The sequence below is a fragment of the Aliidiomarina haloalkalitolerans genome (genome assembly GCF_003987315.1).
GTDB lineage: Bacteria > Pseudomonadota > Gammaproteobacteria > Enterobacterales > Alteromonadaceae > Aliidiomarina > Aliidiomarina haloalkalitolerans.
On record NZ_PIPI01000006.1, the window covers coordinates 19,118 to 45,424 of the forward strand.

Here is a 26,307-nt window from a genome sequence, read left to right on the forward strand (position 1 = left end):
CGATGCAACGAACGACTATCAGCTTAGCTTTTGCAATGGCATTCGGAGGCAGTGCGGTTTTAGCAGCTCCAGCAGAAGCAAACACCATTGAAACCCGTTGGACCAACGTTGAAGTAGAAACCGTTGCTGAGGGCTTAGTGCGCCCTTGGGGTATTGCATTTTTGGGTGATGGCCGCATGCTCGTGACCGAATTACCGGGTCGCTTACGCATTGTTGAAGCCGATGGCACATTAGGCGACCCGATTGACGGCTTACCGGAAGTACGCGTGCGCAACCAAGGTGGTTTGTTAGATGTGGCGTTAGCACCCGACTTCGCAGAATCACAACGTATTTACATTTCTTGGTCTGAGCCCGATGCACCAGGCAGCAACATAACCAGTACTGCAGTGGCTCATGCGCGTTTAGCAGACGGTGCCTTACATGACTTTACGCGGATTTTTAGCGGTTACCCAAAAGTCGATGGCGGTCGTCATTACGGTGGCCGTATGGTCTTCACCCCCGATGGTCAGCATCTTTATGTGGGTTTAGGTGATCGTGGCCACCAAATGATTGAGTCACAAGACCTCGACAGCCATACGGGTACGTTAATCCGTATTCACCCAGACGGTTCGGTTCCAGCGGACAACCCTTACGTTAATACAGAAGGCGCGTTGCCAGAGATCTGGTCTTATGGCCATCGCAACATTCAAGGCATCGACATTCAGCCAAGTACAGGGCTTGTTTGGGCGGTTGAGCACGGTCCTCAAGGCGGTGACGAAGTTAACCAACCTGAGCCTGGAAAAAACTACGGTTGGCCAGTCATTACCCATGGCGAACAATACGGTGGCGGACAAATGGCCGAAACGGTTAGTTTCAAAAAAGACGGCATGGAATTACCGGTTTGGCATTGGACACCTTCAATTGCCGTTAGTGGTATGAACTTTTATAACGGTGATAAATTCCCAGCGTGGCAGGGCAATATTTTGGCCGGCGGGTTACGTGGCCAACAAGTCGCGCGTTTAGAAGTTGACGGGGATCGCGTGATTCACCAAGAAGTCATGAAAATGGATTACCGAATTCGCGAAGTGCGCGTCGGACCTGATGGTTACATTTATTTGCTCACCGATAATCGTGACAACGACAAAATCTTACGTTTAAAGCCAGCGGAATAAATCATGGCGAAGTTGTACCCAACCACAAGGCTCGTCGCGATGACGAGCCTTTTTCTCTCGCCCTCGATACTGATCTCGCCTGCCGTTGCCGATGAAGAAGCCGCAGCAAACGAGGAAGTCATTGTTGTCACAGCAACCCGCAGTGAGCGTCCTTGGCTGTCGACTCCCGCTAGTATTGAACGTATATCGGTACAAGAACAGCTACCCGGTATGCGCACCGATGCAGCCGAATTACTGACTGGCATTGCCGGTGTGCAAGTCGATACCCGCTACAACTTTGCCCAAGACACGCGTGTAACCTTGCGCGGTTTTGGTGCACGAGCCGCTTTCGGGGTTCGTGGTGTGCGTTTACGTTTAGACGGCATTCCTTTGTCAATGCCCGACGGCCAAGCGCAAACGTCAAGTATTTTGCTCGACGAGCCAAGCCATGTCGAAGTATTACGCGGGCCATTCGCAGCGGTTTACGGAAACTCGGCTGGCGGTGTGATTGATTTGCAAAGCGAGCGACCGCTCGAATCACAATTATCGGCGAACCTGAGCGTTGGTAGCAAAGCACGCGAGCGCCAGCATGTTCGGGCGGTCTTTGCGGATAGCGGTGACGTTGGCAGCACTTTAAGTTTCGATTACGCCCGCTTTCGTACCGACGGTGATCGGGCAAACAGCGCGGTGGAGCGTGACCAGTGGGCGGTTCGTGCTTACCACACCTTTGCCGAAGGCATGGAACTAATCCTCCGTATCGACGATAACGATGCGCCCTATTTGGGCGACCCGCTAGCTCTTAGTCCAGAACAATGGCGGGAAAATCCGCGTCAGGTAGCTTCGCAAGCGGAGACCTTCGGCACGCGCAAGTCCATTCGTCATCGGCAGCAGTCTCTTACGCTGCGGCAGCGGGCCAGCGCCAGCGAACACTTAGCAGGTTGGCAGGTCAATGCCTGGCGGGGAAAACGTGAAATTGAACAGTATTTAGCCTTCCCGGGTAGTGCCATTACGCAAGCCGGCGGTGTCGTCGACCTAGCTCGCAGCTTTAAAGGCGTGAACGCGGAAACCACTTGGCAAGCACGGCAAAACTGGCAAGTCACGACGGCTCTCGATTATGAAGAACAAACCGATGAGCGTCTTGGGTTCGTCAATGATTTTGGCCGCCGCGGTGACTTACGTCGCGACGAAACCGGTACCGTTGAAAGCCTCGATGGCTCGGTCATCAGTGACTTGCAAGTGAACGAGCGACTCGCTTGGGTAACTGGAGTGCGTTATAGCAACCTCGACTTCGCCGTTAACGATCGTTTTGTTGTCGAAGGAAATCCAGATGATAGCGGCTCGACAAGCTATACCGAGATTGCTTGGAGTAGCGGCTTAAGTTATGCCATTTCGCCGCAGTTAAGCGCATTTTTGGCAGTTGGCGAAGGGTTTGAAACACCAACATTAACTGAAATGGCCTATCAAAACGAAGGCTCGGGTTTAAACACGGATTTGCGCGCCGCCAAACTGGCGCAGCAGGAAATCGGTTTGAAATGGCTTGGGGCAACCTTGCAAGGCCAGGTGACGCTCTTTCAAATTAACACCCGTGATGATCTGGTGGTCGACCAAAGCAATGATGGCCGCACGACCTATCGCAATGCCGCTCGTACCGAACGAGAAGGTCTTGAGATCGGCGGCATCTGGCGATTTACTCAAGATTGGAGCTGGCGCACGAGCTATACCTATTTAAACGCAGAATATGGTGGTCGTGAAGTGGCTATTGCTGGTAACCGACTACCCGGTCTTGCGCGCCATGAGCTGTTTCAACAATTGGAATGGCGGCCACTGGGCACTGAGCAGCTTGAGCTGCTCTTGAACGCTCGATACCGCTCAAACATCGCCACGAATGACGCAAACAATGAATTTGCGCCCAGTGCAACGGTGTGGAATGCGGCTATCCGCAGTAACCTTCAGCGAGGCAACTGGTTGATTCAGCCGTGGCTGCGCATCGAGAACTTCACCGATAAAACCTATGTTGGCTCGGTTGTGGTCAATCAAGGTAATGGCCGGTCGTTTGAGCCAGCTCCTGGCCGGATTTGGATGGCAGGCGTCACCTTACGTCGGTTTTAAAGGCTAAAGCTATCCCTCTTTGCTGTCATCTAACCAACGATACAAGGTTCGGCGCGTAACCCCCAAGATATCGGCGGCTTTACGTTTATTGCCGCCGGTTTCGCGCAGTACATATTGCACGTAGTCTTGCTGTACTTCATTCAGCGTACGCAAAGGCTGCGGGTCGGTGTTTGTTGCGCTAGCTGAGTCTATTTGCGGCGCCAACTGTTGCGCCGCCAAGCGCATACGCTCGGGTAAGTGCTCAGGCTCAATCACGTCCTCTTGGCAAAAAGTTACCGCACGCTCAATTGCGTTGCGCAGTTCACGAATATTGCCCGGAAACGGGTACTGATAAATCAAATCAAGTGATGCCGCACTAAACTGCCGAGCCGTACCGGACTCTTGAGTGAGTTCGGCAAGAATGTGCTGTGCTAATAGTTCACGGTCATCACCACGTTCACGCAGGGCAGGAATCTGCAACGTGAGCGCCTCAAGCCGATAGAATAAGTCTTGGCGGAACGTCCCTTCCGCGACCAATGCCTCAAGGTCACGGTGAGTGGCGGCAATAATTCTTACATTGACCGCGACTTCTTGATCCGAACCCACCGGACGCATCGTTCCTTCTTGTAGAACACGTAAGAGCTTAGCTTGCAGTTCTAACGGCATTTCACCAATTTCATCGAGCAACAAGGTGCCGCCGTCGGCTTCTTTCAATAAACCCGTACGCGCTTTCTGTGCGCCTGTAAAAGCGCCCGCAGCATGGCCAAAAAATTCACTTTCCATTAAATCTGTAGGAATACCGGCGCAGTTCACGGCCAGAAACGGCTGACCGGCCCGCGAACTTTCCGCATGAATGCCCTTTGCTACTAGCTCTTTACCGGTACCACTTTCGCCAAGCACGAGGACTGGCGCATCGGCTGCGGCCACTTGCTGAATATTCTGATAAAGCTGACGCATCGCTCGGCTGTGTCCAACCATGCCATGAAAAGATTCGTTATCTTTTTGCTGGCGCAGTTGACTCACTTCTTGCTCAAGACGACGATGCTTTAACAAGCGCTGAATGGTTAGGAGCAAGTGCTCCATGTCCAGCGGCTTAGTCATAAAATCATCGGCACCTTGTTTCAAAGCCGCCACTGCTTGGCTAACTGAGCCAAATGCGGTAATTAACAACATCAAAGGTGCTGGCGACAAGGACTTCACCTGTTTCACTAGCGTCATGCCGTCTGCGCCAGGCAGGCGCAAATCGCTGAGTACGAGGTCGGGTTGCCCACTTTCAATATGCGGCAACGCTTCTTCGACAGAGAGAAAATGACGCACACGAAACCCTTCCGATTCCAACTCCTCAACAAGGAGCTCGGCTAATCCAGGATCGTCCTCCACAACGATGATGCGTTCATTCCACTTCGCCATTATCTCTCCAACAGCAACCGTTAGGTCGCCAATTTCAATGTTAATGTTGCAATACAACCTCGACCTTCGGGGTTGTTCTCTAAATTCAGCTGGCCGCGATACTCTTTCGCTACATTGCTGACAATTGCCAAACCCAAGCCAGTGCCTTCACCTTGCCCTTTGGTCGTTACAAATGGTTCCTTGAGCTCTTGTGCGGTCAGCGAATCCGTTAAACCCGGACCATCGTCAAGAACCCGAATCGTTAGCTCCGGCTGCTGCCGCGAGTGCAGGCTGACGGGGCCGGGTTCAAAGTCCACTTGTACCACCACCCATTGGTCGGCAACCTGCGCGGCATTACGAACTAAATTAACCAGCGCGAGCTCAAGCCTTGAAGCACTGGCATAAAAGATTGGTAGGGGCGTCTCGGGCAGCATCAAGCGCAGCTGTAACGACTCGTCATCTAGTTCGTGACGAACGTTATCGAGAACATCTTGCAGTAACTGGGGCAACTGAATAGCCGCGTCATCGGCCACTTCTTCGACATGCTCCTCGGCGGGACGGCAATAGTTAAGTAGCTGTTGGACAATACGAGTGAGCCGTGCCACTTGGCCACGAATAGCTATTAACTGACGCTGGCGATCGGGATCTTCTTCTTGGCGCAATAAGCGTTGGGCTCGGCCATCAATAACGGTCAGCGGCGCTCCGAGCTCATGAGCGATGCCACTGGCGACATTACCGATTGCCGCCATTTTCTCTTGGTGTTGTAACTTCTCAGCCAGCTCCTGCTCTTGTTGTCGGGCTAATTCTAGCTCCTCGTCTTTGCGCTCAATACTGTCCAGCATTTGATTTAAACCGTGGGCGATTTGCGCTACTTCCCCGGGGCCGTCTGTTGCCGCTCGATAATCCCGTTCTCCGGCCTCAACACGCGTCATCGCTTGTTTGAGTTGGTTCACGTGACGACCAACACCACGGTAGTGACCAAAAATAACGACGGTCAAGGTAAGTAATGCCATGGCTGCCCAGATTATCCATGCCACTCGGGTTAAACGTGCAAACGAGGCATCAAAATCGCTGGCTTGGCGATTAATTTGAATAAATCCATTCGGCTGTCCAAGCGGATCAAATAAAGGCAAAAACTGCGAATACATTTCAACACCGGAAATCTGTCGTGTACGCTCTTGCTGTTCGCCGGTGAGCACAACTTCCTGTGCCACACGGCTGCGGCTGAGGTCGCGCGATGCTATGCCTGCAGCAGCGACACGGTTGCCATTGGCGTCGTAGACCGAAGCGCCATAAACCCGGCCAATGTCGAATACAGAATCTAAAGCTCGTTGCACCGCCTCTTCGTCATTCTCTAGAATCGCTTCCTGTACGAGCATCCGAATCGCTCGCCCCAGCAACTCTAAGTCATCCTTGAGACGCTCCGTTTCCAGGCTATTGAGACGCTCGATACCCACGCCAAGTCCAATACCGACAATGGCTAACATTGGAATGACGACGTACAGCATGAGTGCTCGCTGGACACCCGATAACTTCCACCACGAGGCAGATGGGACAGAATTTGTTTTCACATTAAGTTCTCGCATTGGCTAATTTTGACACAAAATGTCACGGACATAAATGACACATGTGTCAAAATTATACACATATACCTGATGTAACTGACTGTTAAGAACGCGGAAAGAATCTGTAAATTTTAATTTAACCCTTTAAAAACAATTAGATAACAACAAAATATAAAAGTTGGCATGGTCTTCGCTTTGTTCTCTGTGACATTCCAATAAATTGTTCAAACGTCCACAGGAGGACTTATGTTAAAACGTACTTTTGCACTTTCAGCTCTTGTTGCTGCCATGTTCGCTACGCCAGCACTGGCTCAGGATCAGGACGCAGCGGCGTACGCGCAACAGCAAATGGAACAAATGGCAAATGAGCCAGTGACCGATGAGCAACTTGAGAAGTTCGTCGAAGCAATTGAGCACATTGAACGCATTAACGACGAGTTTGTGACTGCTTTAGAGAGCGTCGAGACTCAAGAGCAAGCTCAGGAACTGCAGTTAAATGCACAACGTGAAATGGTTGAATCTGTAGAAGAAACTGGTCTGAGCGTTGAAGAGTACAATGCCTTGGCCTACCGCCTGCAGAACGACCCTGAAGTTCAGCGTCGCGTTGAAGAAATGCGTGAAGATGAAGACGAGCGCTATTAATCAGTCATGCTGATCATTTAAGTAGCACTCCCCAAAAGCCCTGACCTCGGTCGGGGCTTTCTCTATTTTGCGCTTTCTTTTCTCTCGGTATGTTACAGCTGTACTTTTGCGGTATGATATTGCCGTTCGCATACACAAGGGCTCCTCAAGAGAGCCTTCGATGCATGCAATTAATTGCGAATACAACAGAAGAGGACATATCATGCGCCACCTTTGGTTAGGTGCGTCAGCGCTCGTTTTGCTAGCCGCATGTGCAGAAGCACCACAGCAAACAGAGGTTGACCCATACGCACCGCAAGCAGACGCTGAAGGGCTGATTGACGCCCATTTTAGCGATACCTACCGGGAACATTTACGCACACTTTCGTCTGATGAGTTCGAAGGCCGTGCTCCAGGTACTCGTGGTGAGGAACTCACTATCGATTACATCGCCGGCATTATGCGTGATCTCGGCATTCAGTCGTTCACGAATGAAGACTACACGCAGCCTGTGCCGCTAGTCCGTATCGCGCCAAGTCGCGTGACCAACATGCAACTTGAACACAATGGCGAAACGAGCGAGTTTGCCTATCGCAGTGAAATGATGGGTTGGACTAATCGTGTGCTTGACGGCGTGACTGTTGAAAACAGCGACATGGTATTTGTTGGCTACGGTATTGTTGCACCTGAGTTTGGCTGGAACGATTACGAAGGTCTCGATGTGGAAGGCAAAACCGTGGTGATGTTTGTTAACGACCCAGGTTATGCCACGCAAGATCCTGCGCTCTTCAACGGCAACGCGATGACTTACTATGGTCGTTGGACCTACAAATTTGAAGAAGCTGCCCGCCAAGGTGCAACCGGTGCGATTATTATTCATGAAGACGGTCCAGCAGGTTATGGCTGGGGCGTCATCGCTGGTGGTTCACCGGTTCGGTTCACCATGAAAACTGAAAACAACAACATGCATCGCGTCGAGCTTGAAGGATGGGTGACCGCTGATAGCGCTGAAAAATTGTTTGCGAATGCGGGCATGTCGTTGGCAGAAGCGCACGAACTAGCGCTATCGTCAGACTTTGCTCCGGTTGACCTAAACACCAGCGTGTCAATGATTGTTGAAAACGAGTTCTCTTATCTCGATACCCACAATATTGTTGGCTACATCGAGGGCAGTAAGTACCCAGAAGAGCACATTATTTATATGGCGCACTGGGACCACATGGGTGTTGACCCAATCAGCGGCGAAATTTTTAACGGTGCTCAAGACAACGCAACTGGGACAGCTGCATTACTGTCTATGGCAGAGAAATTTGCTGCTGGTGAAACACCAGAGCGAACTGTTGTGTTTGCGTTTGTCGGCGCTGAAGAACGCGGTCTACTTGGCTCTGCTTGGTACGCCGAAAACCCGTTAATGCCTCTGGGTAAAACCGTAGCTGGCTTTAACATGGACATGTTCTATGCTCATGGCCCAGTGCGTGACTTTGTTGTGGTCGGTTGGAATAATTCCAACATGCAAGACTTTGCTGAGTCGCACGTCATAGCGCAAAACCGCTACATGTCACCAGAAAACAACCCAGAAGCGGGGATTTTCTACCGCTCGGATCACTTCAGCCTTGCCAAGCAAGGTGTGCCAGTACTCTATGCAAAAGGCGGCGTTGATCACTTCACGCTTGGCCGCGAGTACGGTGAGCGCGAAGCAGCTGAATTTATTGCTAACCGCTATCACAAAGTTGCTGACAAATACGACCCAGAGTGGGATTTACGCGGCATTCACCAAGACATGTGGGTGTTTTTCCGCACCGGCCGTGACCTGGCCAATAGTCGTGTTTGGCCGCAATGGGCAGCCGGTAATGAGTTTGAAGCGAAGCGCTTAGAAACCGAAGACATGCGCCGTTAATCATTACGCAATTATGTTATTGAAAGCTGGAAGCCGCTCGCGTCCTCCAGCTTTTTTTGTGCTTCCTTAAGCGGAAAGAGCGACGCGCTGGGTGTGCTGCCAGAGCCGTTGATGGAGCTCGGTAACCGGTTCATAGGCTCCATTCGCAAGCCAGTCAGCAAGTACAGGGCCGGCATCCGGCCATTCCATGCGCACTCTAAGATTGCTTTCGAGCCATTGCTCAACATAATTGGCATTCAGCGAGTCCATGACCGCTGCGAGCTGACGAGTGGCTAAGCAATGGGCGTTTGCAAGCTGTTCGAATTGTCCTGTCAGAGGCTTAACGAGTAGCTTCTTACCATAGGCAAGTGCCTCACTGCTGGTTTCGAAGCCTGCGTTAGCAATCACGCCTTCTGCGCGAGCGAAGGCGTTGGCAAAGCCTTGCCGCGATGGCGGAAAGCATTGAATGTGACCATTGTCCTGACGCTGTGCATCAGGGTGGTACACTGCAAACTGATACTCAGGAAAGTTCTGTAAGAGCGCCAATACTTGAGGCAAGGGTTCAAACGGCAAATACACCAAAATTTCTTGGCTCAGGGTCGGCAAAGCACCTGCGGGCTGGTGAATCAATGGCGGTAGCACATGCGCACCAATGTCTTCCCAGTGCATTCCGACCGTCACATCACACGGAGCAAATTGGCGCAGCATGGCGCGCTGAAGCAATGTCGTCGGCAATGCTGGTGTTTGCTTAAAGAATGCGTACTGACGGCCCAAGCCGATACAACGAACACCTTGACGGCGAGCCGCCCAAGCGGTCACCGGCTCAAAATCAGTGACCACTAAGTCATAGCGACTAAGGTCTAAATCTCGAACGTCTTGCCAAAACTGCGTCCACGGGTTGTGGCTGAGGGTATCCAGCACGGAAACACGACCATCGCGCACCTGAAAGCTCAAACCTTGACGCCACTGGTAGTCACCGAAGGCTTCCATGTCGAATAATTTTTCTGGGGCACGACCAGATACTAAAAAATCGGTTTGCACCTCAGGATAGAACGACAGCGCTTGCGCTAACGCATGACAGCGGCTGATATGGCCATTTCCCGTGCCTTGAACACCAATTAATATCTTCATGTGTGCATCCTTTTAGCGAGACTCAGTGCTTAAATTGCACCGCTCAGTGACAATGCCAACCAAGCGAGAGCAGAACCTAATGCCGCCCCAGCCAGAATGTCGGTCGGGTAATGCACACCTAAGGCAATACGCGACAAGCCAACTAATGCAGCCCAAATAAACACCGGGATAGCGAGAGCTGGCAACATGGCCGCGGTGACTGTCGCAAATAGAAATGCTGCCGTGGTGTGGCCAGAAGGAAAACTGAATTTATCGCTCGCTTGAATTAAAGAAGCAAAGTGCGGCAAGCGAGAGTACGGGCGACTGCGGCGCAGGGTGTTCTTCAGTAGCCAATAGATCGGAAGTTCGAGAGCGAAAGCAAGCAATAAAATTTGCAGAACCGGCAGCGCCAAGGGCGAACCGACGGCAAACAATGCGAGGCTAAAAATCAGGTAGCCATAGCCATCACCTGAGCGTGATATCCAGCGCGCTAACGCACCATCACCAGGTCGACGCAACTGTTGACTGAGCCAACAAAAGCAGCGATCTTCGAACTGCTGAACCTGCATCCACTTGGTCAACGGCGGCGATTTTCGATTACTTGCAAGGCTTGACGTTTTCATCATCATGGCTCCCGTCTTTCAATTGCAGCTAGTGTAGGCGGGGGCGATGACAGATTTGTTACAGCGCGATGATCGTTTGGTTAATTATTCGCCAGCCTCGGGCTTCCTTTCTGCGCTTGGTTCTTGCTTTCTGAGTGGGGCCTGAGGCATGATGCAAGCCTCTTTGCAACGATACAGAAACGGCTAGGAAAATGACGCCATGATGCAACTATTCGGAAGTTTTACCTCACCATTTGTCCGTCATATTCGGATAGCCTTGGCGGACACTGGTTTAGCTCATGATTTTGTCGAAACTGATTATGGCCAGAGTGCGGTTGGTTCACCAGCACAGCGAGTGCCATTTTTACGCACCGAAGTCAGTGGCAGAACACTGCAGCTGAACGATTCCACTTCAATTCTTAAGTTTATCCGCGAGTCGGCCGGAGAGTCGTTCTGCGCCGACGTCGAGTCACTGGATTTATACTGCTTGATTAATACCGCTCTCGACACCACAGTTAATCTGTTTTTACTTGAGCGCGAAGGCTTAACGAGCGATGCAAATCCGTATCTACAACGGCAAGCTGCTCGCATTCAAACGTCGTTACAAGCACTGGAAGACTATCCTTGGCCAGCCCAATTGCCATGGAATGATGCTGGTATTCGCTTGGCCTGCTTTATGGATTGGGCACTTTTCCGTCAGCGTTTAGACTTTAGCAACTATCCAAAGTTACTGAAATTACTCAACGATGCGAAAGCTCAGCCATCGTTTGTTGCCACCGCACCGCCTCAGGGTTAATCAGTCATGGCCGCTGAACGTCGCGCATTTCTCTTGGCGTTAGCGGCCGTTTTGTTATGGTCGACAGTCGCGACTGCATTTAAAATCACGCTAACCTATCTCTCACCACTGCAAATGGTTGCGGCAGCAAGTGCAGTTTCTTTTATGTTTTTGCTCATCGTGATTTTGGTGCAACAGCGCCAGCACGAAATCATTCCCGAGCTACGCAAACACTTTCGCTATTATCTCATTCTCGGTTTGTTAAACCCGTTGGTTTACTACCTCGTTTTGTTTCAAGCCTATACCTTGCTGCCAGCCTCTCAAGCACAACCATTAAATTACACCTGGGCGATTGCATTAACGCTCATGGCGGCATTATTTCTCGGGCAAAAAATCAGAAAGCGGGACTGGATCGCCTGTGTACTTGGTTATTTAGGTGTATTAGTGATCGCCACTCGCGGCGATATCCTCGGCCTTAATTTCACCAGTGCTGCGGGCGTTGGCTGGGCGTTACTATCGACTTTCCTGTGGGCGGGCTATTGGATTTTAAATACCCGCCATAGCTCCGAGCCTGTTTTAACCTTATTGGTTTGCTTTGGAATCTCATTACCATTTTCAATTGGTGCGAGTTGGTACTTTAGCGACTGGAGTGGAATTCCTTGGCAAGGCTGGGCCGCCGTGACTTACGTCGGTCTATTTGAAATGGGCTTAACTTTCGTGTTGTGGCTAAAAGCGATGAAATTGACGCAAAACACCGCAAAAATAAGCAATTTGATCTTTATTTCACCATTTATCTCGTTAGTCTTACTCGCCGTTATCATTGGCGAAACGATTTATCCGGCGACTGTGATTGGCCTCATTTTGATTGTTAGTGGATTGGTCATTCAACAATGGCGCCGGCGCACGCGTGTGGCCGGCGAAGGTTGAGGTTAGCTACCGTTAAACAGTACAGTAACAACGACACCCGCTGCAAAACCAATCAGTAACGCCAAGCAGGTTGGTAATAACCAAACTGGTTTAGCACGGCCTTGATCGGCACTCGGCGTTTGCGACAACAAGTCTTCGCGTGCCACCTCGAGTACCGCACAAATTGCGTTGCAGGTTTCTAAAGAGCCTTGCCCTTGGCTTTCGACGCGCTGGATCGTGCGCAAACTGAGTCCAGCAACATCGCCCAACTGTTGTTGCGTCCAACCTTTTTGCAGGCGCTTTTCACGGACAATTTCAGCATTTACATTCATCCCAAAGTCACCTTACCCAAAAAAGAAGTATTTCGTGAGCTTGGCAAACGTGTAGCCGACACCGTAACCAACCACAAGACCAATCAATAAACTGCTAATCCAGCGCCAGGTCGACTGCTTCGGTTTTTCTCCTTTTTGCTCTTCCGCGAACAAGATAATTTCATCTTGGTCAATTAGCTGCTCGCCCCGGTAGAGCTCGGCGACATAAATGCCACGAAAGGCATCGCCCCAACTCCGTACGCCGACTTTCAAAGAAAGTGTTTCACCATCTACCTGAAAAGTATGGGTGCTCATTTTTCGATAAGACCGGTTTGTAGAAACAAGCTCGTCATTCAGGTAAATCTTCTCAGCGCCGCTGAAGCTCGAGAACCAGACGCGAACCTGATGACCTCGCACGTCGAAATAGAAGTTGCCGCCGCCACTCATCGACAGAGAGCTTGCGGGTGAGCTTTTAAGTTGGTTGTCGTTGTTCATGATTTAATCCTGTGTTGGGCTGAATTGCTTAAGGTCATTTCAGCACAGGGACGACAAAAAATCGGCGTCAATTATGTGTCAGGCACGCGTTTGTCATATGACAGTCAGCCGCCAAAGCTTTAATACTAGGTGTTTTTTGCACTATAGTTAATGACTAGATAAAAGTAGTTTCAAAAAAACAAGGACACTTGACGTATGGCGAAATCGGAAGCGAACGAAGAAACTTCATCTAAAAACTCAAATGAGTACTCGTATGAAAACTTAAGAACGCCAATTTATGGGCTATTCATTCTCGCCATTTTGTATACCTTCTACCTTGCCCATCAAATTGTTCTACCAATCGTGCTCGCTATTCTGGTGACGTTATTATTTTCGCCGGTCGTTGAAAAACTCTACAAGCGGTGGCGAGTTCCAAAGTCATTATCTGCGCTGCTCTTATTACTTAGTTTGCTTGCAGCGATGGCGGGTATTGTTACCGCTGTCAGTCAACCGCTACTTGAATGGGCCGCTCGAGCGCCACAAACACTCTCGCAACTACTGGTCGGTGACAGCGACATTCAACGTCATATCAGTACCATCACTGACACCGCAGCGCAAATTGAAGAACAACTCGAAGAACAAATGGGTGACAATGGCGCTGAAACGCCACAAACTGTCGTATTGCAAACCGATTCTTGGCGCAATCAACTCACTTCTGGCCTCTACCAAACTGCTTCTGGCGTCCTGTTAGCGCTTGCTTTAACCTATTTCTTGCTCGTGAGTGGCGACCGCATGCTACTCAACCTCGCGGATCAAATGAAACGTCGTAAGCGCCGGATTATGATGCAGATTATTCGCAGCGGCCAAGAACAAATTGCGCGTTACCTTGGCGTCATCACGCTAACAAATACCAGTATTGGTGTCGCCATCGGTCTCATCGCTTGGGCGATGGGCATGCCCTCTCCAGTGGTTTGGGGCCTCATTGTGGCGCTGACACGTTTTATCCCATACTTGGGTGTGTTTATTGCTTTTGCGCTGCTCACGGTCGTCTCCGTGACCACGTTTGACGAACTCTGGCAAATGGCCGTCGTACCACTTAGCTTTATGGCTATTAGCAGTCTCGTCGGCTTTTTCCTCGAACCTTATATTCATGGCATGCGACTTGCGGTTAACCCGGTGGTTATTTTTATTGCCATTTTCTTCTGGGGTTGGCTCTGGGGACCGATTGGTGTGTTCATTGCAGTGCCATTAATGACGGTGATTATGGTTGTGATTAGCCACATTCCACAAATGAACGGCGTTTATCAAGTGCTATCGAAGGACAGCGTTCAAGTCTTGCGTAAAAAGGAACAGTCATGAGTCGTGAATCCGAAGCGGACACAGAATACACCAGTGATACCAGCCTCTGTAAAACTAAACGTATTCAGGCGCGAATGTCCGACGTCGGCGGCATCCCTGTAGCGCGCACCTTGCCAACCAAAGCACAGCGCACCATTGGGCCTTGGTGTTTTCTTGACCATGCCGGCCCAGTTGAGTTTGCAGTCGGTGAGTCGGGTATGCAAGTTGGGCCACATCCACACACCTGCCTACAGACCTTTACGTGGATGTTAGCCGGTGAAGTGCTGCATCGCGACAGTCTCGGTAGTCGCCAAGTGATTCGCCCTGGCGAAGTGAACCTGATGACCGCAGGCCAAGGCATTTGCCATACCGAAGAGTCCATTTTAAGTGCTGAAGCAGGTCGCGGACTTCACGCCGCGCAATTATGGATTGCCCTCCCTGAAGATCAGCAAGACTGCGCGCCAGCATTTGAGCATTATCCCGACTTACCAACTCGTCACGAACAGGGCGTACAGCTCACCGTACTGATTGGCGAATATGATGGCACACAAGCACCAACTCGTCATTTCTCACCGATTTTAGGTCTCGACATCCACTTTGAGCACGATAGCGAAATCACGCTCAACCTTAATCGACAATTCGAGCACGGCATAACCGGACTCATCGGGCATTTCCAAGTAAATGGAGAACGCTTTGCACAAGACGAGCTAGCTGTGCTTGCCAATGGCGTGAGTCACGTCACGATTGCAGCCCAAGCCGGTACACGTTTATTAGTGATTGGCGGTGAGCCGTTAGCGAAACCGATCACAATTTGGTGGAATTACGTAGGGTATAGTAAGGACTACATTAGCCAAGCGCAGCAAGACTGGCATGCGCATCACGAACGCTTTGGCGATGTACCGAACAGCAACGCGGCTCGCATGCAGGGGCCGAAAGTTCCATGGTAACCATCTGCGAGGAGTTTGTATGACACAGTCGAAGAAAAAGATTCTAGCTTTTGCAGGCAGCCTTCGTGCTGACAGTTTCAATAAGAAATTAATTCAAAACGCCGTAAAAATTGCCGAGAGTGAGGGCCATGAGGTCACACTTATCGATTTAAATGACTTCCCATTACCGATTTATAACGGCGACATTGAAGACGCAGGCATGCCTGACAAGGTTCGTGAACTGCAAGCGCTGTTCGCCAAACATGACAGCTTTCTCATCGCTACACCCGAGTACAACGGTGCTGTTCCCGCTCTCGTTAAAAACACGTTAGACTGGATGTCACGTTCGCTAGAGAATGGCGACTCCGGAATCACCTTGTTTAAAGGAAAAGTTGTCGGCATTATTTCAGCTAGCCCAGGAGCACTTGGTGGTTTGCGCGCTTTACTAGCACTTCGCGACCAATTAGCTAAGCTAAGCTTGTGGGTTGCACCAACGCAATTTGCCCTAAGTAAAGCGCATGAGGCATTTGCAGAAGACGGTTCATTCAAAGATGAAGAACAAGCCAAACGGATTAAAGCTGTCATTGCCGATATGGCAGCCTTCTAAAAGGGGAAAGGCCATGAATAAACTAACCATGCTCGTTGCAACGCTCGCTGTGGGGTTCAGCACGACCACACTTGCCGACACCATCAAACTCGATATTCAACCGGGTAAATGGAAACACGAATATTCGATGAGTAGTGAAAGTGGTGTTTTCGAAGAAGCCATGAATGAAGTTCGCAAGCAACTCGACGCTTTACCTGCTGCTCAGCGACGAATGGTCGAAGACATGATGGCAAGTCAGGGTATGAGCTTGGATATGCAAGGCGCTAGCCTTGAAATCTGCTTGACCGAGTCTGACTTACAGCAAGGGCTGTTGCCGCAACAAGATGGCTGCACGCAAGAGGTCACTGAACAATCGGGTGACGTGTTTCAAGTAACCTTTGCCTGCGACTCAAACCCACCAACCAGCGGCCAAGGCACGTTTCGAGTGCACGACCCACGCACGTATTCAGCCCTTGTTACTGTGAATACTGAATTTAACGGCAATCCAGAAATTTTGACCATGGAACAAAAGGGCACCTGGTTGCAGCAGGAATGTGATTGATAATCGAAATGGCTAAAACTTAAAAGGGACATGGTCATGGTTAAAGTAACGTTACGCGGGTTAATTCTCGTAGCGAGCCTATTGCTTGCACCGCTGGCGCAGGCTGAGTCAACGCTCGAAGAGCAATTTGAAGCACTGCAAAGTGCCATGCTGGATAAAGATCACCAGCGCCTCAGCGAGCTTTTTGCCTATGATGGCATACTGCACATAGCAAATATGCCGCCCGTGGAAGGTCGCCCAGCAATAGGCGGTTTCTTCAGTCGCCTATTTTTCTTCCTTGAAAGCACGCGTTACACCCATGAGTACACGTCAATTGCGGCGGGGAATGACGTTGCTTGGATGACCGGGCGTGTGGTCAACACCTTCGCTGGCGACCGCGAGTCAACGTCTTACGATGGTAAGTTTTTAATGATTTGGGAAAACGGTGACGATGGTTGGCAAATTGCTTTGTATAGCGTGAGTAATAACGCACCGAATTAATTCTCAAAGCGGACTGGGAACTGTCCGCTTCGCTTTTTAAAAATGAAAAGGAACATCATGCTCACTCATTTCCTACTGGCGCTCGTCCTTGCGACGACGTCCGCAGCAGAACATCACAACTCTGAGGTTCCGGCAGCATCGCAGAAGCTCCTTGCATTCGCCATCGAAACGCAGCAATCACATGCCCATTTTGCCGCTGTTTGGCCTGGGTTTTGGTCTGAGAACACTCCATTTATCACCTATAGCCTCGACGGCCAGGCTGTTCTCTTTACGACGGAAGAGCCTATTGCAGGGTATGAGCAACTCGCCGACAACTATTATTACTACGCTGAACGTTTACCAAATTTAACCGATTCATCTTTTCATATTCAGTATTCGCTGCCGAACGATAAGAATGCCACGGCCATTCGCCTTAGCGATGACAAGGCAGCTCACGCAGATCATCGCGAAACCCTGTTGCATGAAGCTTTTCATGGCTATCAACGTGACGCATTTGCAGATCGCGGTCGTAATGAGTTCCTCGACCCAAACTTTCTTGATGAAACCAGTCATCGTGCCATGCTGGCATTGCAATTTGCTCTTGCTCAACAGGCTCATAGCAGTCGTGACTTAGAAGATATTCGCGCCTGGCTGAGCGTTCGTGTCGCACTCAATGAAGTAATTGCTCCGGAAATCGCTGACTATCTTGGCGATATCGAGCGAACCGAGGGAACCGCTCATTGGGTCGGTATCCGATCAAGTTTCGCAGAAGATTATCGCAACAGCATGGATGATTTCTTCGAAAATTTCGCCCCTCATTTTGAAACTACCCATGCGGTGCGCACGTCTGCTTACATCACTGGCGCACTATTCATCGACCTTGTGAATGATTATTCTGCTGAAAATACGGATTGGCGCCAGACGATTGAGCAGGGAGCAACTCCCTTTGAACTTGCCGTGCAAACATTTGCCATCTCGACCGAGGACGCTCTGGGCAACATCAATGAAATCCTCTCGCAAGCGAATTTTTCTGAGTATATGACGCGTGCACAGACGTCTCAAACGGAAGTGATCACGCTCGCGGACATTGAAGCCTCACACCCTTATCGACTCGATATCACCATTAATTTACCCATGACCGATGGCGATATCGAGCTACCTATGTTCTTTTCTGGCGGTGACAAGGGCTTTCATCAGCTAGCGGTCAATTTGATTTTCTTACCACATGCAGAAACGTTCCAATTAACGTTAGGCAACATCGCAATTGATGTTCGCAACGCTCCTGTGCTTGCGGATATACGCAGCGCGTTAGCCAATGAGGTGACCATGAGCATTTGGAGTCAATCGCCGATGACAACCATGGAAGACTTGCGCAAGATGCAGGATTTGGAAATACGTTTTGGTCAATCTATCATTCAATCACCCGCAGGCTGGAAGCTGGATCCAACCTCGACCAATGAGCACTTGCAGATTGCCTTGTAAGTCTAAGTAATAATCTCTAGTTCCGGCGTATGCGTTTGTAACCAAGCGCGTACGTCGTTCATTTGCTCAATCGGAAACACGTAGTTTGAGCTGATTTTCCCCGTATACGGAAACGACAACATCGCGTATTTGTCGTTGTATTCACTGAGCGCAACTTTTTTCACAACGCTCAGAGCTACTTGCTCCATGCCGACACGTAAACGGTCGTCTTCGCGACTAAGTAAACGCAGCATATCTTTCGTTTTATCTGCCGGAATTTTAGTGACCAAGGTTTCTGGAAACATAACAAACAGCAGCAATGTCCAGCCACCAAAATAGCGGAGCATTTCTGTACCCCATATCAGGTGAGTCATGACGAACAAAGCAAGCAGAAAGGCTAAGCGATAGCGACGGGGAATGGATTCGATCTTTTTAAACACGAGAAGCCTGTTGTGATAAACCTAACGACATACAACCATTGTACGATAGCTAACGTAATGAGGCTATGGCAGCATACAGTCATTCATTATTTAGTTGATCACGAGGTACCTCATGTCCGGAAACACCTATACACCACCGAAAGTTTGGCAATGGGAACAAGGTAATGGCGGTAAATTCGCCAACATCAATCGGCCAATTTCTGGTGCCACGCACGACCAAGAATTGCCCGTTGGTAAGCACCCATTGCAGCTGTACTCTTTGGCGACACCAAATGGTGTGAAGGTTACCATCTTATTGGAAGAGCTTCTCGCTGTTGGAATTAAGGCGGCAGAATACGACGCATGGCTAATCAATATCATGGAAGGTGAGCAGTTTAGTTCAGGCTTTGTTGCGGTGAATCCAAACTCGAAAATACCGGCGATGGTGGATCACAGTACCAATCCGCCAACCCGCTTATTTGAGTCGGGTTCGATGATGCTGTATCTAGCGGAGAAATTTGACCAGTTCATCCCGAAATCAGCTGCCGGTCGGACAGAGTGTTTGAACTGGCTGTTTTGGCAAATGGCGAGTGCACCCATTCTTGGCGGTGGCTTTGGCCACTTCTACGCCTATGCGCCGGAAAAATACGAATACCCAATTAATCGTTACACCATGGAAGTGAAGCGCCAGCTCGACGTACTTGAGAAGCAATTGGCGAACCACGACTACATTGCAGGCGACGAGTACACGATCGCCGACATGGCGATTTGGCCGTGGTATGGGGCCTTAGTCCGTAATGAAGTGTATGAAGCTGCAGAATTTCTTGACGCTTCGAGCTACAAAAATGTGCTACGTTGGGCTGAAGAAGTCGCCGCACGCCCAGCCGTAAAGCGCGGGCGTATGGTGAATAAAGCATGGGGAGAGCCAGCGAGTCAGCTGCGCGAACGCCACGATGCCAGCGATTTTGAGTTGCGAACTGAGGACAAATTGAACCCTGAAGGTTAACTCCTCTGTTTTTCTTAGCAAGCCTTGGCGAATTTGCGAAGGCTTGCTATGCATCAATCAGCTATTGCTGACAAAAACTTACGTTTCATCTGAGTAACTTCAACGATCATAATATGACCAGAACACTTATACTTTGATAAGTGAGTCGTTATAGGTTACAATTTTCATGATTTTATCCTTTAAACACAAAGGTCTCGCTAACTTCTTTTTCACCGGCAGTACAGCTGGAATTATGGTGGAACATCAAAAGAAGTTACGTTTAATTCTGGGTCGACTAAATGCAGCAAATAGCATTGACGATATGAAACTTCCGGGATTAAGGCTGCATCCGCTAGAAGGTAAAAGGAAAGGAACTTGGTCGGTCAAAGTCAGCGGGAATTGGCGTGTCACGTTTAAATTTAACGACGGTCATGCTGAAGTAATTAATTATGAAGACTACCATTGAGGACAATTTATGGTAATGCACAACCCTCCGCATCCAGGTGAAATTATTAAGGAGCTCTGTATTGAGCCTCTCGGAATATCGGTCACAGAAGCAGCCGACGCCCTTGGCGTTAGCCGAAAAACACTCAGTTCAATTCTCAATGGACGCGCCGGTATCAGTCCGGAAATGGCTGTTCGCTTGTCTATCGCCTTCGACACATCGGCGGAAAGCTGGTTGCAGCAACAATATATGTATGAACTTTGGCACGCCGAACAACATCGAGAGGCGCTTAAAGTTCGAAAACTAGTTGCTGCATAATTTCAGCATCGAAAGGCGATCTGTCCTGTTTCGAAACGCGAATCCTTACTCCACGTAAATCGCGAGCCCTTGTATGTGACGCTGAATCCGGATTTCATCTCGAGCCCCACCTTGCGTGCCATCGTAGAAATTGACGCGCACTGTTTCACTCTCGTCACCTAGGTACGTCATAACCACTGCGTTCGCGCCGAGTGCGGCGGCCTCGGCTTTTAACAGCTCAATCAGCGCATCGGTTACCGACTCGTCGAGTGAGGTAGAGGATTTATGACTTTGCGCTGACACAATGCCAATTTCTTGGAATTGCTCTGGAGCGTGTTGAATAAACAACACGTCAGCAGGTGAAACAGCGGGTCGAGTCTGACCGGTGACTTGGTGTTCAACTGTTGGTGCAGATGTACATGCAGTGAGCACTGCGGTCATTAAAATGAAAATAATAGGACGTATCATTCCTTTGCCTCCAAGCTCTGTGAGTGATGACGAATCAATGGTTAAGACTACGATTCCTTTTTAACCGCCTTTGAGATTAGCTCAATACTTTATAACTGCCAATGAAAAAGTAATCGGATTGGCACTGTACTGCACGCGCGTTTAGTTTTAAGCTGACAGAAAGTTTCAATACCACCAACACCAAATTCAAACGGAAAGTGCTGTTATGAAGAATGCCTTGCAAGAGCAATTGCTCAAAGCCGGCTTAGCCGATGCGAAAAAACTAAAGACTCTGAACAAAGAAAAGCATCAGCAAAAGAAGAGTGCAGGTAAGAAGCACAAAATCGTCAATGAGGCGACGTTACTTGCCGAGCAAAAGCGCCTTGAGAAAGTCGCTCGCGATCAGGAACTGAACCGACAGCGCCAAGCTGAGTTACAAGAAAAGGCCATCGCAGCCCAAGTTCGTCAGCTCATCGATGTAAATCGAATTGACCATAAGGGCGACATCACCTTTAACTTTGCCGATGGTAAATTGGTGAAACGTTTACACGTCAAACAGAAAATACACAACGAGCTAACCCATGGTCAGATAGCTATTGTCCGTGACGGTGAGGGCTATGCGCTAATTCCCGCTCAAGTCGCAGAGAAGATTCAACAACGCATACCCGCAGCGATTGTTTTACTCAACAACCCCGACGCCCAAGATGAAGCCCCTGACAACGATGATCCTTACGCAGATTACAAGATACCTGATGATCTGATGTGGTAGTCGACAGTCTGCTATTTAAGCCACGGGCTTGAGCCAGCAAAGGTACTGATATACAGTGCCTCGACCTTGTCCCGAGCCCATGGGGTTTTGCGCAGAAACTTTAACGAGGACTTTATCGAAGGGTCATTACTGAAGCAATTGATTGGAATTTTTGTTGCTAAACCACTCCAGTCATAGTGCTCGACCAATCGGGTTAGGATTTTTTCTAATGTCAGCCCGTGTAGTGGGTTATTCGGTTGATGATTCATATGACCTTGGACGTTGTTAATTTGACTGGTTCTGATAAATTGGAATTTGAAGACCATCATAGCTGAGCGCATGGGATATGTTCAAAGAATTAATCTCTTCTCTGCTACTTCGGTGAAAACCATAACAATAAGAAAAAATAACCATGAAAAAATCAATTAAGTCCTTTTCCTTACACAAAACAGCGCTGACTGTGGCTGTAACGATGGCGGCGTTATCATTAGTGCTTGTTATTCCAATGGCTATGATATTTACTCTCGCAGCTATTTTCGATTCGAGTCCGGGCAACGGCATGTCACTCCTAGCACCTTCGCTCGGCATGATTTTTGCCATGCCAATTCTATATTTAATCATGGGCTACATTATGACTATCGTATTTGCAGCGATTTATAATGTCGTCGCTAAGTACACGGGTGGCATCACGTTTGAGGTCGGAGATCGCCAAGCGTAGAAATTACGCCGACAAGCAAACATAAAAAAATCGCCGTACGGCGATTTTTTTCTATCGAAACTTCGACGTTTATTCCACCGTGACACTCTTAGCCAGGTTACGCGGTTGGTCTACATCGGTTCCTTTAATAATCGCAACGTAGTAACTCAGTAGCTGCAACGGAATGGTGTAGACGATTGGGGCAACTAGCTCGTCAACATGGTCGAGGTTAATCACGCGCATGGTGTCGTCGCTGGCAAAGTGCGCGTCTTTGTCGGCGAACACGTACATGATGCCGCCACGAGCACGAACTTCTTCAACGTTCGACTTCAGTTTTTCGAGTAGCTCGTTGTTTGGTGCAACCACAATGACTGGCATTTCGGCATCAATCAAGGCTAATGGACCGTGCTTTAGCTCACCGGCGGCATAGGCTTCGGCGTGAATGTAGCTGATTTCTTTCAGCTTCAGCGCACCTTCCATCGCTATCGGATACTGGTCGCCACGGCCTAAGAACAAGCTATGGTCTTTATCGGCAAATTCTTCTGCTAGCTCTTCAATTTCCGCGGTGATTTTCAACGATTGCTCGAGCTTGGTCGGCAAGGTCGACAGGGCGTGCGCAATTCGTGCTTCGGTGGCTTTGTCCATACCATTGAAATGCCCAAGAGCGCTCACCAACATCAGCAAGCCAACCAACTGCGTGGTAAAGGCTTTGGTTGAAGCAACACCAATTTCCGCGCCAGCCCGAGTTAAGAAAGCTAAATCAGATTCACGTACCATTGACGAGGTCGCCACGTTACAAATCGTTAAACTCGAACGGTAACCCAATGTCTTCGCTAAACGTAAGGCCGCCAAGGTGTCCGCTGTTTCGCCCGATTGGGAAATGGTGACCAATAAGCTACCTGGGAACACGTGCGACTTGCGGTAACGGAATTCTGAAGCAATTTCGACATTACACGACACACCTGCGTAGGCTTCAAGCCAATAGCGCGCCACCATACCGGCGTGATACGACGTACCACAAGCGATGATTTGCACGTGACGAATGTCTTTGAATATTTCTGCAGCGTTCTCACCAAACGCATTCACCATGATTTCATCGCCGTTGACTCGGCCTTCCAGTGAATTCCGCACCGCAAACGGCTGTTCATGGATTTCTTTGAGCATATAGTGGCGGTATTCGCCTTTGCCGCCGGCGTCATACTGTAAATCAGACGTTTGCTGCTCGCGTTGTACCGCAGCGCCTTGATGGTCAAAGATTTCGACTTTATCGCGGGTTACACGGGCAACATCACCTTCTTCAAGGTAAATAAACTCGCGGGTCACTGGCAACAAAGCTAGCTGGTCGGAAGCAATGAAGTTTTCACCGATACCAAGACCAATAACAAGTGGGCTACCAGAACGCGCAACAACCAACTCGCCAGGACGACGTTTGTCCATGATCACGGTACCGTAAGCGCCTTCAAGCTGCTTTACAGTAGCTTGCAATGCAGTTAACAAGTCGTCGGTGCTTTTCAGCTCATGGTGCATTAAATGGCAAATCACTTCGGTATCGGTTTGTGAGGTAAACACATAACCCAAGTCTTGTAATTTCTTGCGCAGACTTTCGTGATTTTCGATAATGCCGTTGTGTACGACTGCAATAGTAGAGTTTGAGAAGTGTGGATGCGCATTCGCTTCCGTGACTCCACCGTGGGTAGCCCAGCGCGTGTGCGCTATGCCACTAAAACCGTTTGCTCCGGTTTCTTCTAACGCATCGGCGAGCGCCTGCACCTTGCCGACTCGGCGAAGTTGCTGCAAGCCTTCATCATTCAATAACGCCATACCTGCAGAGTCATAGCCCCGATATTCAAGGCGACGTAATCCTTCTAATAAAATCCCAGCGACACGGCGTTCTGCCGTTGCTCCAACGATTCCACACATCTTACTTATCTCCCTTTTTCACTGGGCGTTTCCATCCCGCAATATTTCTTTGTTTGCCACGAGCGACGGCGAGCTCGTCTGCGCCGACTTGTGTCGTAATTACCGAGCCAGCGCCAATGGTCGCATTATCACCGATGACAACTGGTGCGACTAATGAGCTATTTGAACCAATAAAAGCACCTTTGCCAATTTCGGTTTTGTGTTTGTTAACCCCATCATAGTTGCAGGTGATTGTACCCGCACCAATGTTTGCGCCAGCACCAATAGACGCATCACCTAAATAAGTTAAATGACCCGCTTTCGCACCTTCACCTAAATAGGACTTCTTCATTTCCACAAAGTTGCCCACTGCAGCGCCTTTTGCGAGCTCGGCACCTGGGCGCAAACGGGCAAATGGCCCAACTTGCGCGGTTGGGCCAACTTTAGCGCCTTCAAGCACTGAATTTGCTTTTATCACAGCGCCTGCCGCAATATGGCTGTCGCGAATTACACAATTCGGTTCAATGATAACGCCATCTTCAATTGTGACTTCACCTTCGAAAACGACGTTGACGTCGATGACAACGTCAGAACCGACTGTCACGGTGCCACGCACGTCGATGCGCGCAGGGTCGAGGAGAGTTGCGCCAGCAATCATAAGTTCTTCTGCTTTGCGCAGTTGGTATGCTCGCTCAAGATAGGCTAATTGCACACGATTATTTGCGCCTTCAACTTCGCTGATCTCGGCTGGCTGGCTACTTGCTATTGCCACGCCTTCGGCTGCTGCCATGGCAACGATGTCGGTTAGGTAATATTCACCTTGAACATTGTTATTATCGAGCTGTGTTAACCAACGTTTTAGGTCACCACCATTAACGGCCATAATGCCGGTATTCACTTCAGTAATTTTGTGCTGCTCTGAGTTCGCGTCTTTATGTTCGACAATGCCGGTAATTTTGCCCTGCGCATCGCGGACAATACGGCCGTAGCCGGTTGGGTCGGGCAGGGTAACCGTTAACAGTGCGAAAGGGCTGTTGGCTTTTGCTGCAAGCAATGCTTGCAGTGTTTCCACTCGGGTTAGTGGTACATCGCCATACAAAATCAAAACGGTTTCATGGTCACTAATTTTCGGAATTGCCTGTTGCACAGCATGACCAGTACCCAATTGTTCAGCTTGCTCAACCCAGTCCACTGCATAATTTGCCAGGCGTTGTTTTAATTGCTCACCGCCATGACCAAAAACCAAGTTAATTCGCTCAGCACCTAACATTTGAGCGCTTTCAATGACATGGGCGACCATTGGCTTTGTGGCGACAGGGTGGAGAACTTTTGGCAATGCCGAGCGCATTCGCGTGCCTTTTCCGGCGGCAAGAATGACTGCATTAATGGTTACATTAATGGGTGCTGTGGTCATGGACGATCCTTTCTACCTAATGACTCTGTGAAAACCTCAATTTTAACAGGGTTCAGGATAATCGGAAACGAAACTTAAGAAATGTTTTGTAACGTAAAATGTTAGAAAATTGTTTTGCATTTTGGCATACTCCCCCACCACTTTTAGCAAGTGAAGTGTTTATTATTTTCAAACTATTAGCTTAAGGAACGACCCATGATGAAAGGACTTTTGCTGTCGAGCAGCGTGCTTGCAGTTTTTGGTTTAACGAGCTTCTCAGCGAACGCAAACGAAGTACCTGACCGCAATTTTAATATTGGCGTGACCAGTTATGTAACCATTATTGACGGCCCAAATAGCCGTGACGAACTATCCGGCGGTGGTTTAATTGCGACATATGCTTTTAGTGACCGTTGGGCTGCGCGCATCAATGCCGGCTCTTTAGAGCATGACTCGATCAGTCAAATTGAATCTGATACCTCTGAGCTTGCTATCTTATGGGGACGTAATTTCAATCAAACCGGCTTTAAATGGTACGTTGGTGGTGGTTTCTTCCAAGACAAATGGTCAGTAAAGAATTCAAATGTCAGCGAGTCATTTAATGGCGGGATGCTAACAGGTGGCTTGGGCTACAATTGGAATCGGGTTGCATTCGATTTCTGGATTAGTCTACGTGACTCGAGCAAATATGAAATGCAGGGCTTCAATCTCGATAGCGCAACAACCGGCGGGTTAGCGCTTTCTTTGCGTTTCTAAGCATCTCTATCGATTGACGAGAAGTAATAAAAAACCCGGCTA

General features: G+C 49.4%; 29 protein-coding genes. 18 read left to right on the forward strand and 11 right to left on the reverse strand.

The window, feature by feature from the left end; translation table 11 throughout:
• The first annotated feature begins 2 nt into the window (after window positions 1-2).
• Together CWE06_RS08695 and CWE06_RS08700 are read left to right on the forward strand one after the other, a co-directional pair.
• On the forward strand, window positions 3-1,151 hold the full coding sequence (locus CWE06_RS08695) for a PQQ-dependent sugar dehydrogenase (protein ID WP_126793198.1): 1,149 nt from the start codon (window positions 3-5) through the stop codon (window positions 1,149-1,151).
• 3 nt (window positions 1,152-1,154) lie between these two features.
• Window positions 1,155-3,239, forward strand: coding sequence for a TonB-dependent receptor family protein (locus CWE06_RS08700; protein WP_126793200.1), 2,085 nt, complete (start codon window positions 1,155-1,157; stop codon window positions 3,237-3,239).
• Between the two features lie 9 nt (window positions 3,240-3,248).
• Here the strand turns inward: CWE06_RS08700 and CWE06_RS08705 are convergent, their stop codons facing one another.
• Window positions 3,249-4,628, reverse strand: a complete 1,380-nt coding sequence (locus CWE06_RS08705) for a sigma-54-dependent transcriptional regulator (protein ID WP_126793202.1) — start codon at window positions 4,626-4,628, stop codon at window positions 3,249-3,251.
• A 20-nt stretch (window positions 4,629-4,648) separates the two neighbouring features.
• Window positions 4,649-6,178 carry a sensor histidine kinase gene (locus tag CWE06_RS08710; protein WP_241972525.1) on the reverse strand — a complete coding sequence of 510 codons (1,530 nt, stop codon included), beginning with the start codon at window positions 6,176-6,178 and terminating at the stop codon, window positions 4,649-4,651.
• A 240-nt stretch (window positions 6,179-6,418) separates the two neighbouring features.
• Here CWE06_RS08710 and CWE06_RS08715 point away from each other — a divergent pair, with 240 nt between their 5' ends.
• Complete coding sequence (locus CWE06_RS08715) at window positions 6,419-6,814, forward strand: DUF4168 domain-containing protein (protein ID WP_126793204.1); 396 nt, start codon at window positions 6,419-6,421, stop codon at window positions 6,812-6,814.
• 202 nt (window positions 6,815-7,016) lie between these two features.
• Complete coding sequence (locus tag CWE06_RS08720) at window positions 7,017-8,690, forward strand: M28 family metallopeptidase (protein WP_126793206.1); 1,674 nt, start codon at window positions 7,017-7,019, stop codon at window positions 8,688-8,690.
• Window positions 8,691-8,756: 66 nt separating this feature from the next.
• On the opposite strand, the gene CWE06_RS08725 is transcribed toward CWE06_RS08720, so the two are convergent.
• Both CWE06_RS08725 and CWE06_RS08730 read right to left on the reverse strand, forming a co-directional pair.
• Window positions 8,757-9,800 carry a glycosyltransferase family protein gene (locus CWE06_RS08725; RefSeq protein ID WP_126793208.1) on the reverse strand — a complete coding sequence of 348 codons (1,044 nt, stop codon included), beginning with the start codon at window positions 9,798-9,800 and terminating at the stop codon, window positions 8,757-8,759.
• A gap of 29 nt (window positions 9,801-9,829) precedes the next feature.
• Window positions 9,830-10,408 (reverse strand): phosphatase PAP2 family protein, encoded by a 579-nt coding sequence (locus CWE06_RS08730; protein ID WP_241972526.1) that lies wholly within the window; start codon window positions 10,406-10,408, stop codon window positions 9,830-9,832.
• 193 nt (window positions 10,409-10,601) lie between these two features.
• Here CWE06_RS08730 and CWE06_RS08735 point away from each other — a divergent pair, with 193 nt between their 5' ends.
• On the forward strand, window positions 10,602-11,177 hold the full coding sequence (locus CWE06_RS08735) for a glutathione S-transferase family protein (RefSeq protein WP_126793210.1): 576 nt from the start codon (window positions 10,602-10,604) through the stop codon (window positions 11,175-11,177).
• A gap of 6 nt (window positions 11,178-11,183) precedes the next feature.
• The gene (locus CWE06_RS08740; RefSeq protein WP_126793212.1) at window positions 11,184-12,083 is read left to right on the forward strand and encodes a DMT family transporter; all 900 of its coding nucleotides are present in this window, start codon (window positions 11,184-11,186) and stop codon (window positions 12,081-12,083) included.
• A gap of 2 nt (window positions 12,084-12,085) precedes the next feature.
• Here the strand turns inward: CWE06_RS08740 and CWE06_RS08745 are convergent, their stop codons facing one another.
• On the reverse strand, window positions 12,086-12,394 hold the full coding sequence (locus CWE06_RS08745; RefSeq protein WP_126793214.1) for a helix-turn-helix transcriptional regulator: 309 nt from the start codon (window positions 12,392-12,394) through the stop codon (window positions 12,086-12,088).
• A 12-nt stretch (window positions 12,395-12,406) separates the two neighbouring features.
• Entirely contained in the window at window positions 12,407-12,868 is a 462-nt protein-coding gene (locus CWE06_RS08750) for a hypothetical protein (protein ID WP_126793216.1), read from the reverse strand.
• A gap of 195 nt (window positions 12,869-13,063) precedes the next feature.
• On the opposite strand from CWE06_RS08750, the gene CWE06_RS08755 reads away from it, so the two are divergent.
• The 6 genes from CWE06_RS08755 to CWE06_RS08780 are packed head-to-tail and all read left to right on the forward strand — an operon-like array spanning window position 13,064 to window position 18,200.
• Complete coding sequence (locus CWE06_RS08755) at window positions 13,064-14,206, forward strand: AI-2E family transporter (RefSeq protein ID WP_126793218.1); 1,143 nt, start codon at window positions 13,064-13,066, stop codon at window positions 14,204-14,206.
• Entirely contained in the window at window positions 14,203-15,132 is a 930-nt protein-coding gene (locus CWE06_RS08760; protein ID WP_126793220.1) for a pirin family protein, read from the forward strand. The genes CWE06_RS08755 and CWE06_RS08760 overlap by 4 nt, the downstream gene beginning before the upstream one ends.
• Before the next feature lie 19 nt (window positions 15,133-15,151).
• Window positions 15,152-15,718, forward strand: coding sequence for an NADPH-dependent FMN reductase (locus CWE06_RS08765; RefSeq protein ID WP_126793222.1), 567 nt, complete (start codon window positions 15,152-15,154; stop codon window positions 15,716-15,718).
• A 13-nt stretch (window positions 15,719-15,731) separates the two neighbouring features.
• Entirely contained in the window at window positions 15,732-16,259 is a 528-nt protein-coding gene (locus tag CWE06_RS08770) for a DUF3617 domain-containing protein (RefSeq protein ID WP_157981163.1), read from the forward strand.
• A gap of 36 nt (window positions 16,260-16,295) precedes the next feature.
• Window positions 16,296-16,739 (forward strand): YybH family protein, encoded by a 444-nt coding sequence (locus CWE06_RS08775; RefSeq protein WP_157981164.1) that lies wholly within the window; start codon window positions 16,296-16,298, stop codon window positions 16,737-16,739.
• Window positions 16,740-16,796: 57 nt separating this feature from the next.
• Window positions 16,797-18,200, forward strand: coding sequence for a hypothetical protein (locus CWE06_RS08780; RefSeq protein ID WP_126793228.1), 1,404 nt, complete (start codon window positions 16,797-16,799; stop codon window positions 18,198-18,200).
• Window positions 18,201-18,202: 2 nt separating this feature from the next.
• Here the strand turns inward: CWE06_RS08780 and CWE06_RS08785 are convergent, their stop codons facing one another.
• Entirely contained in the window at window positions 18,203-18,619 is a 417-nt protein-coding gene (locus CWE06_RS08785) for a hypothetical protein (RefSeq protein ID WP_126793230.1), read from the reverse strand.
• Window positions 18,620-18,731: 112 nt separating this feature from the next.
• Here CWE06_RS08785 and yghU point away from each other — a divergent pair, with 112 nt between their 5' ends.
• From yghU to CWE06_RS08800, 3 genes are all read left to right on the forward strand, one after another.
• The gene (yghU, locus tag CWE06_RS08790; RefSeq protein WP_126793232.1) at window positions 18,732-19,604 is read left to right on the forward strand and encodes a glutathione-dependent disulfide-bond oxidoreductase; all 873 of its coding nucleotides are present in this window, start codon (window positions 18,732-18,734) and stop codon (window positions 19,602-19,604) included.
• Between the two features lie 166 nt (window positions 19,605-19,770).
• Window positions 19,771-20,049, forward strand: coding sequence for a type II toxin-antitoxin system RelE/ParE family toxin (locus CWE06_RS08795; RefSeq protein ID WP_126793234.1), 279 nt, complete (start codon window positions 19,771-19,773; stop codon window positions 20,047-20,049).
• A gap of 15 nt (window positions 20,050-20,064) precedes the next feature.
• A complete protein-coding gene (locus CWE06_RS08800; RefSeq protein WP_420808529.1) occupies window positions 20,065-20,346 on the forward strand; it encodes a HigA family addiction module antitoxin in 282 nt (93 codons plus the stop codon).
• Between the two features lie 45 nt (window positions 20,347-20,391).
• Here CWE06_RS08800 and CWE06_RS08805 read toward each other — a convergent pair whose 3' ends face one another.
• On the reverse strand, window positions 20,392-20,793 hold the full coding sequence (locus CWE06_RS08805; RefSeq protein ID WP_126793238.1) for a hypothetical protein: 402 nt from the start codon (window positions 20,791-20,793) through the stop codon (window positions 20,392-20,394).
• Between the two features lie 205 nt (window positions 20,794-20,998).
• On the opposite strand from CWE06_RS08805, the gene CWE06_RS08810 reads away from it, so the two are divergent.
• Window positions 20,999-21,541, forward strand: coding sequence for a DUF2058 domain-containing protein (locus CWE06_RS08810; RefSeq protein ID WP_126793240.1), 543 nt, complete (start codon window positions 20,999-21,001; stop codon window positions 21,539-21,541).
• An 11-nt stretch (window positions 21,542-21,552) separates the two neighbouring features.
• Here the strand turns inward: CWE06_RS08810 and CWE06_RS08815 are convergent, their stop codons facing one another.
• Window positions 21,553-21,789 carry a VF530 family protein gene (locus CWE06_RS08815; RefSeq protein ID WP_126793472.1) on the reverse strand — a complete coding sequence of 79 codons (237 nt, stop codon included), beginning with the start codon at window positions 21,787-21,789 and terminating at the stop codon, window positions 21,553-21,555.
• A gap of 143 nt (window positions 21,790-21,932) precedes the next feature.
• Between CWE06_RS08815 and CWE06_RS08820 the strand changes: the two genes are divergently transcribed.
• Complete coding sequence (locus CWE06_RS08820; protein WP_126793242.1) at window positions 21,933-22,238, forward strand: hypothetical protein; 306 nt, start codon at window positions 21,933-21,935, stop codon at window positions 22,236-22,238.
• Window positions 22,239-22,307: 69 nt separating this feature from the next.
• On the opposite strand, the gene glmS is transcribed toward CWE06_RS08820, so the two are convergent.
• Both glmS and glmU read right to left on the reverse strand, forming a co-directional pair.
• Window positions 22,308-24,137 (reverse strand): glutamine--fructose-6-phosphate transaminase (isomerizing), encoded by a 1,830-nt coding sequence (glmS, locus tag CWE06_RS08825; RefSeq protein WP_126793244.1) that lies wholly within the window; start codon window positions 24,135-24,137, stop codon window positions 22,308-22,310.
• Window position 24,138: 1 nt separating this feature from the next.
• Entirely contained in the window at window positions 24,139-25,530 is a 1,392-nt protein-coding gene (gene glmU / locus CWE06_RS08830) for a bifunctional UDP-N-acetylglucosamine diphosphorylase/glucosamine-1-phosphate N-acetyltransferase GlmU (protein WP_126793246.1), read from the reverse strand.
• A gap of 195 nt (window positions 25,531-25,725) precedes the next feature.
• Here glmU and CWE06_RS08835 point away from each other — a divergent pair, with 195 nt between their 5' ends.
• Complete coding sequence (locus CWE06_RS08835) at window positions 25,726-26,265, forward strand: hypothetical protein (RefSeq protein ID WP_126793248.1); 540 nt, start codon at window positions 25,726-25,728, stop codon at window positions 26,263-26,265.
• Window positions 26,266-26,307: the final 42 nt, after the last annotated feature.

Excerpts from the sequence above, each read along its gene's own strand:
- CWE06_RS08695 (WP_126793198.1), top strand. The coding sequence starts at position 3 with ATGCAACGAACGACTATCAGCTTAGCTTTTGCAATGGCATTCGGAGGC.
- CWE06_RS08700 (WP_126793200.1), top strand. The coding sequence starts at position 1,155 with ATGGCGAAGTTGTACCCAACCACAAGGCTCGTCGCGATGACGAGCCTT.
- CWE06_RS08705 (WP_126793202.1), bottom strand. The coding sequence starts at position 4,628 with ATGGCGAAGTGGAATGAACGCATCATCGTTGTGGAGGACGATCCTGGA.
- CWE06_RS08715 (WP_126793204.1), top strand. The coding sequence starts at position 6,419 with ATGTTAAAACGTACTTTTGCACTTTCAGCTCTTGTTGCTGCCATGTTC.
- CWE06_RS08720 (WP_126793206.1), top strand. The coding sequence starts at position 7,017 with ATGCGCCACCTTTGGTTAGGTGCGTCAGCGCTCGTTTTGCTAGCCGCA.
- CWE06_RS08725 (WP_126793208.1), bottom strand. The coding sequence starts at position 9,800 with ATGAAGATATTAATTGGTGTTCAAGGCACGGGAAATGGCCATATCAGC.
- CWE06_RS08730 (WP_241972526.1), bottom strand. The coding sequence starts at position 10,408 with ATGATGATGAAAACGTCAAGCCTTGCAAGTAATCGAAAATCGCCGCCG.
- CWE06_RS08735 (WP_126793210.1), top strand. The coding sequence starts at position 10,602 with ATGATGCAACTATTCGGAAGTTTTACCTCACCATTTGTCCGTCATATT.
- CWE06_RS08740 (WP_126793212.1), top strand. The coding sequence starts at position 11,184 with ATGGCCGCTGAACGTCGCGCATTTCTCTTGGCGTTAGCGGCCGTTTTG.
- CWE06_RS08745 (WP_126793214.1), bottom strand. The coding sequence starts at position 12,394 with ATGAATGTAAATGCTGAAATTGTCCGTGAAAAGCGCCTGCAAAAAGGT.
- CWE06_RS08750 (WP_126793216.1), bottom strand. The coding sequence starts at position 12,868 with ATGAACAACGACAACCAACTTAAAAGCTCACCCGCAAGCTCTCTGTCG.
- CWE06_RS08755 (WP_126793218.1), top strand. The coding sequence starts at position 13,064 with ATGGCGAAATCGGAAGCGAACGAAGAAACTTCATCTAAAAACTCAAAT.
- CWE06_RS08760 (WP_126793220.1), top strand. The coding sequence starts at position 14,203 with ATGAGTCGTGAATCCGAAGCGGACACAGAATACACCAGTGATACCAGC.
- CWE06_RS08765 (WP_126793222.1), top strand. The coding sequence starts at position 15,152 with ATGACACAGTCGAAGAAAAAGATTCTAGCTTTTGCAGGCAGCCTTCGT.
- CWE06_RS08770 (WP_157981163.1), top strand. The coding sequence starts at position 15,732 with ATGAATAAACTAACCATGCTCGTTGCAACGCTCGCTGTGGGGTTCAGC.
- CWE06_RS08775 (WP_157981164.1), top strand. The coding sequence starts at position 16,296 with ATGGTTAAAGTAACGTTACGCGGGTTAATTCTCGTAGCGAGCCTATTG.
- CWE06_RS08780 (WP_126793228.1), top strand. The coding sequence starts at position 16,797 with ATGCTCACTCATTTCCTACTGGCGCTCGTCCTTGCGACGACGTCCGCA.
- yghU (WP_126793232.1), top strand. The coding sequence starts at position 18,732 with ATGTCCGGAAACACCTATACACCACCGAAAGTTTGGCAATGGGAACAA.
- CWE06_RS08795 (WP_126793234.1), top strand. The coding sequence starts at position 19,771 with ATGATTTTATCCTTTAAACACAAAGGTCTCGCTAACTTCTTTTTCACC.
- CWE06_RS08800 (WP_420808529.1), top strand. The coding sequence starts at position 20,065 with ATGCACAACCCTCCGCATCCAGGTGAAATTATTAAGGAGCTCTGTATT.
- CWE06_RS08805 (WP_126793238.1), bottom strand. The coding sequence starts at position 20,793 with ATGATACGTCCTATTATTTTCATTTTAATGACCGCAGTGCTCACTGCA.
- CWE06_RS08810 (WP_126793240.1), top strand. The coding sequence starts at position 20,999 with ATGAAGAATGCCTTGCAAGAGCAATTGCTCAAAGCCGGCTTAGCCGAT.
- CWE06_RS08815 (WP_126793472.1), bottom strand. The coding sequence starts at position 21,789 with ATGAATCATCAACCGAATAACCCACTACACGGGCTGACATTAGAAAAA.
- CWE06_RS08820 (WP_126793242.1), top strand. The coding sequence starts at position 21,933 with ATGAAAAAATCAATTAAGTCCTTTTCCTTACACAAAACAGCGCTGACT.
- glmS (WP_126793244.1), bottom strand. The coding sequence starts at position 24,137 with ATGTGTGGAATCGTTGGAGCAACGGCAGAACGCCGTGTCGCTGGGATT.
- glmU (WP_126793246.1), bottom strand. The coding sequence starts at position 25,530 with ATGACCACAGCACCCATTAATGTAACCATTAATGCAGTCATTCTTGCC.
- CWE06_RS08835 (WP_126793248.1), top strand. The coding sequence starts at position 25,726 with ATGATGAAAGGACTTTTGCTGTCGAGCAGCGTGCTTGCAGTTTTTGGT.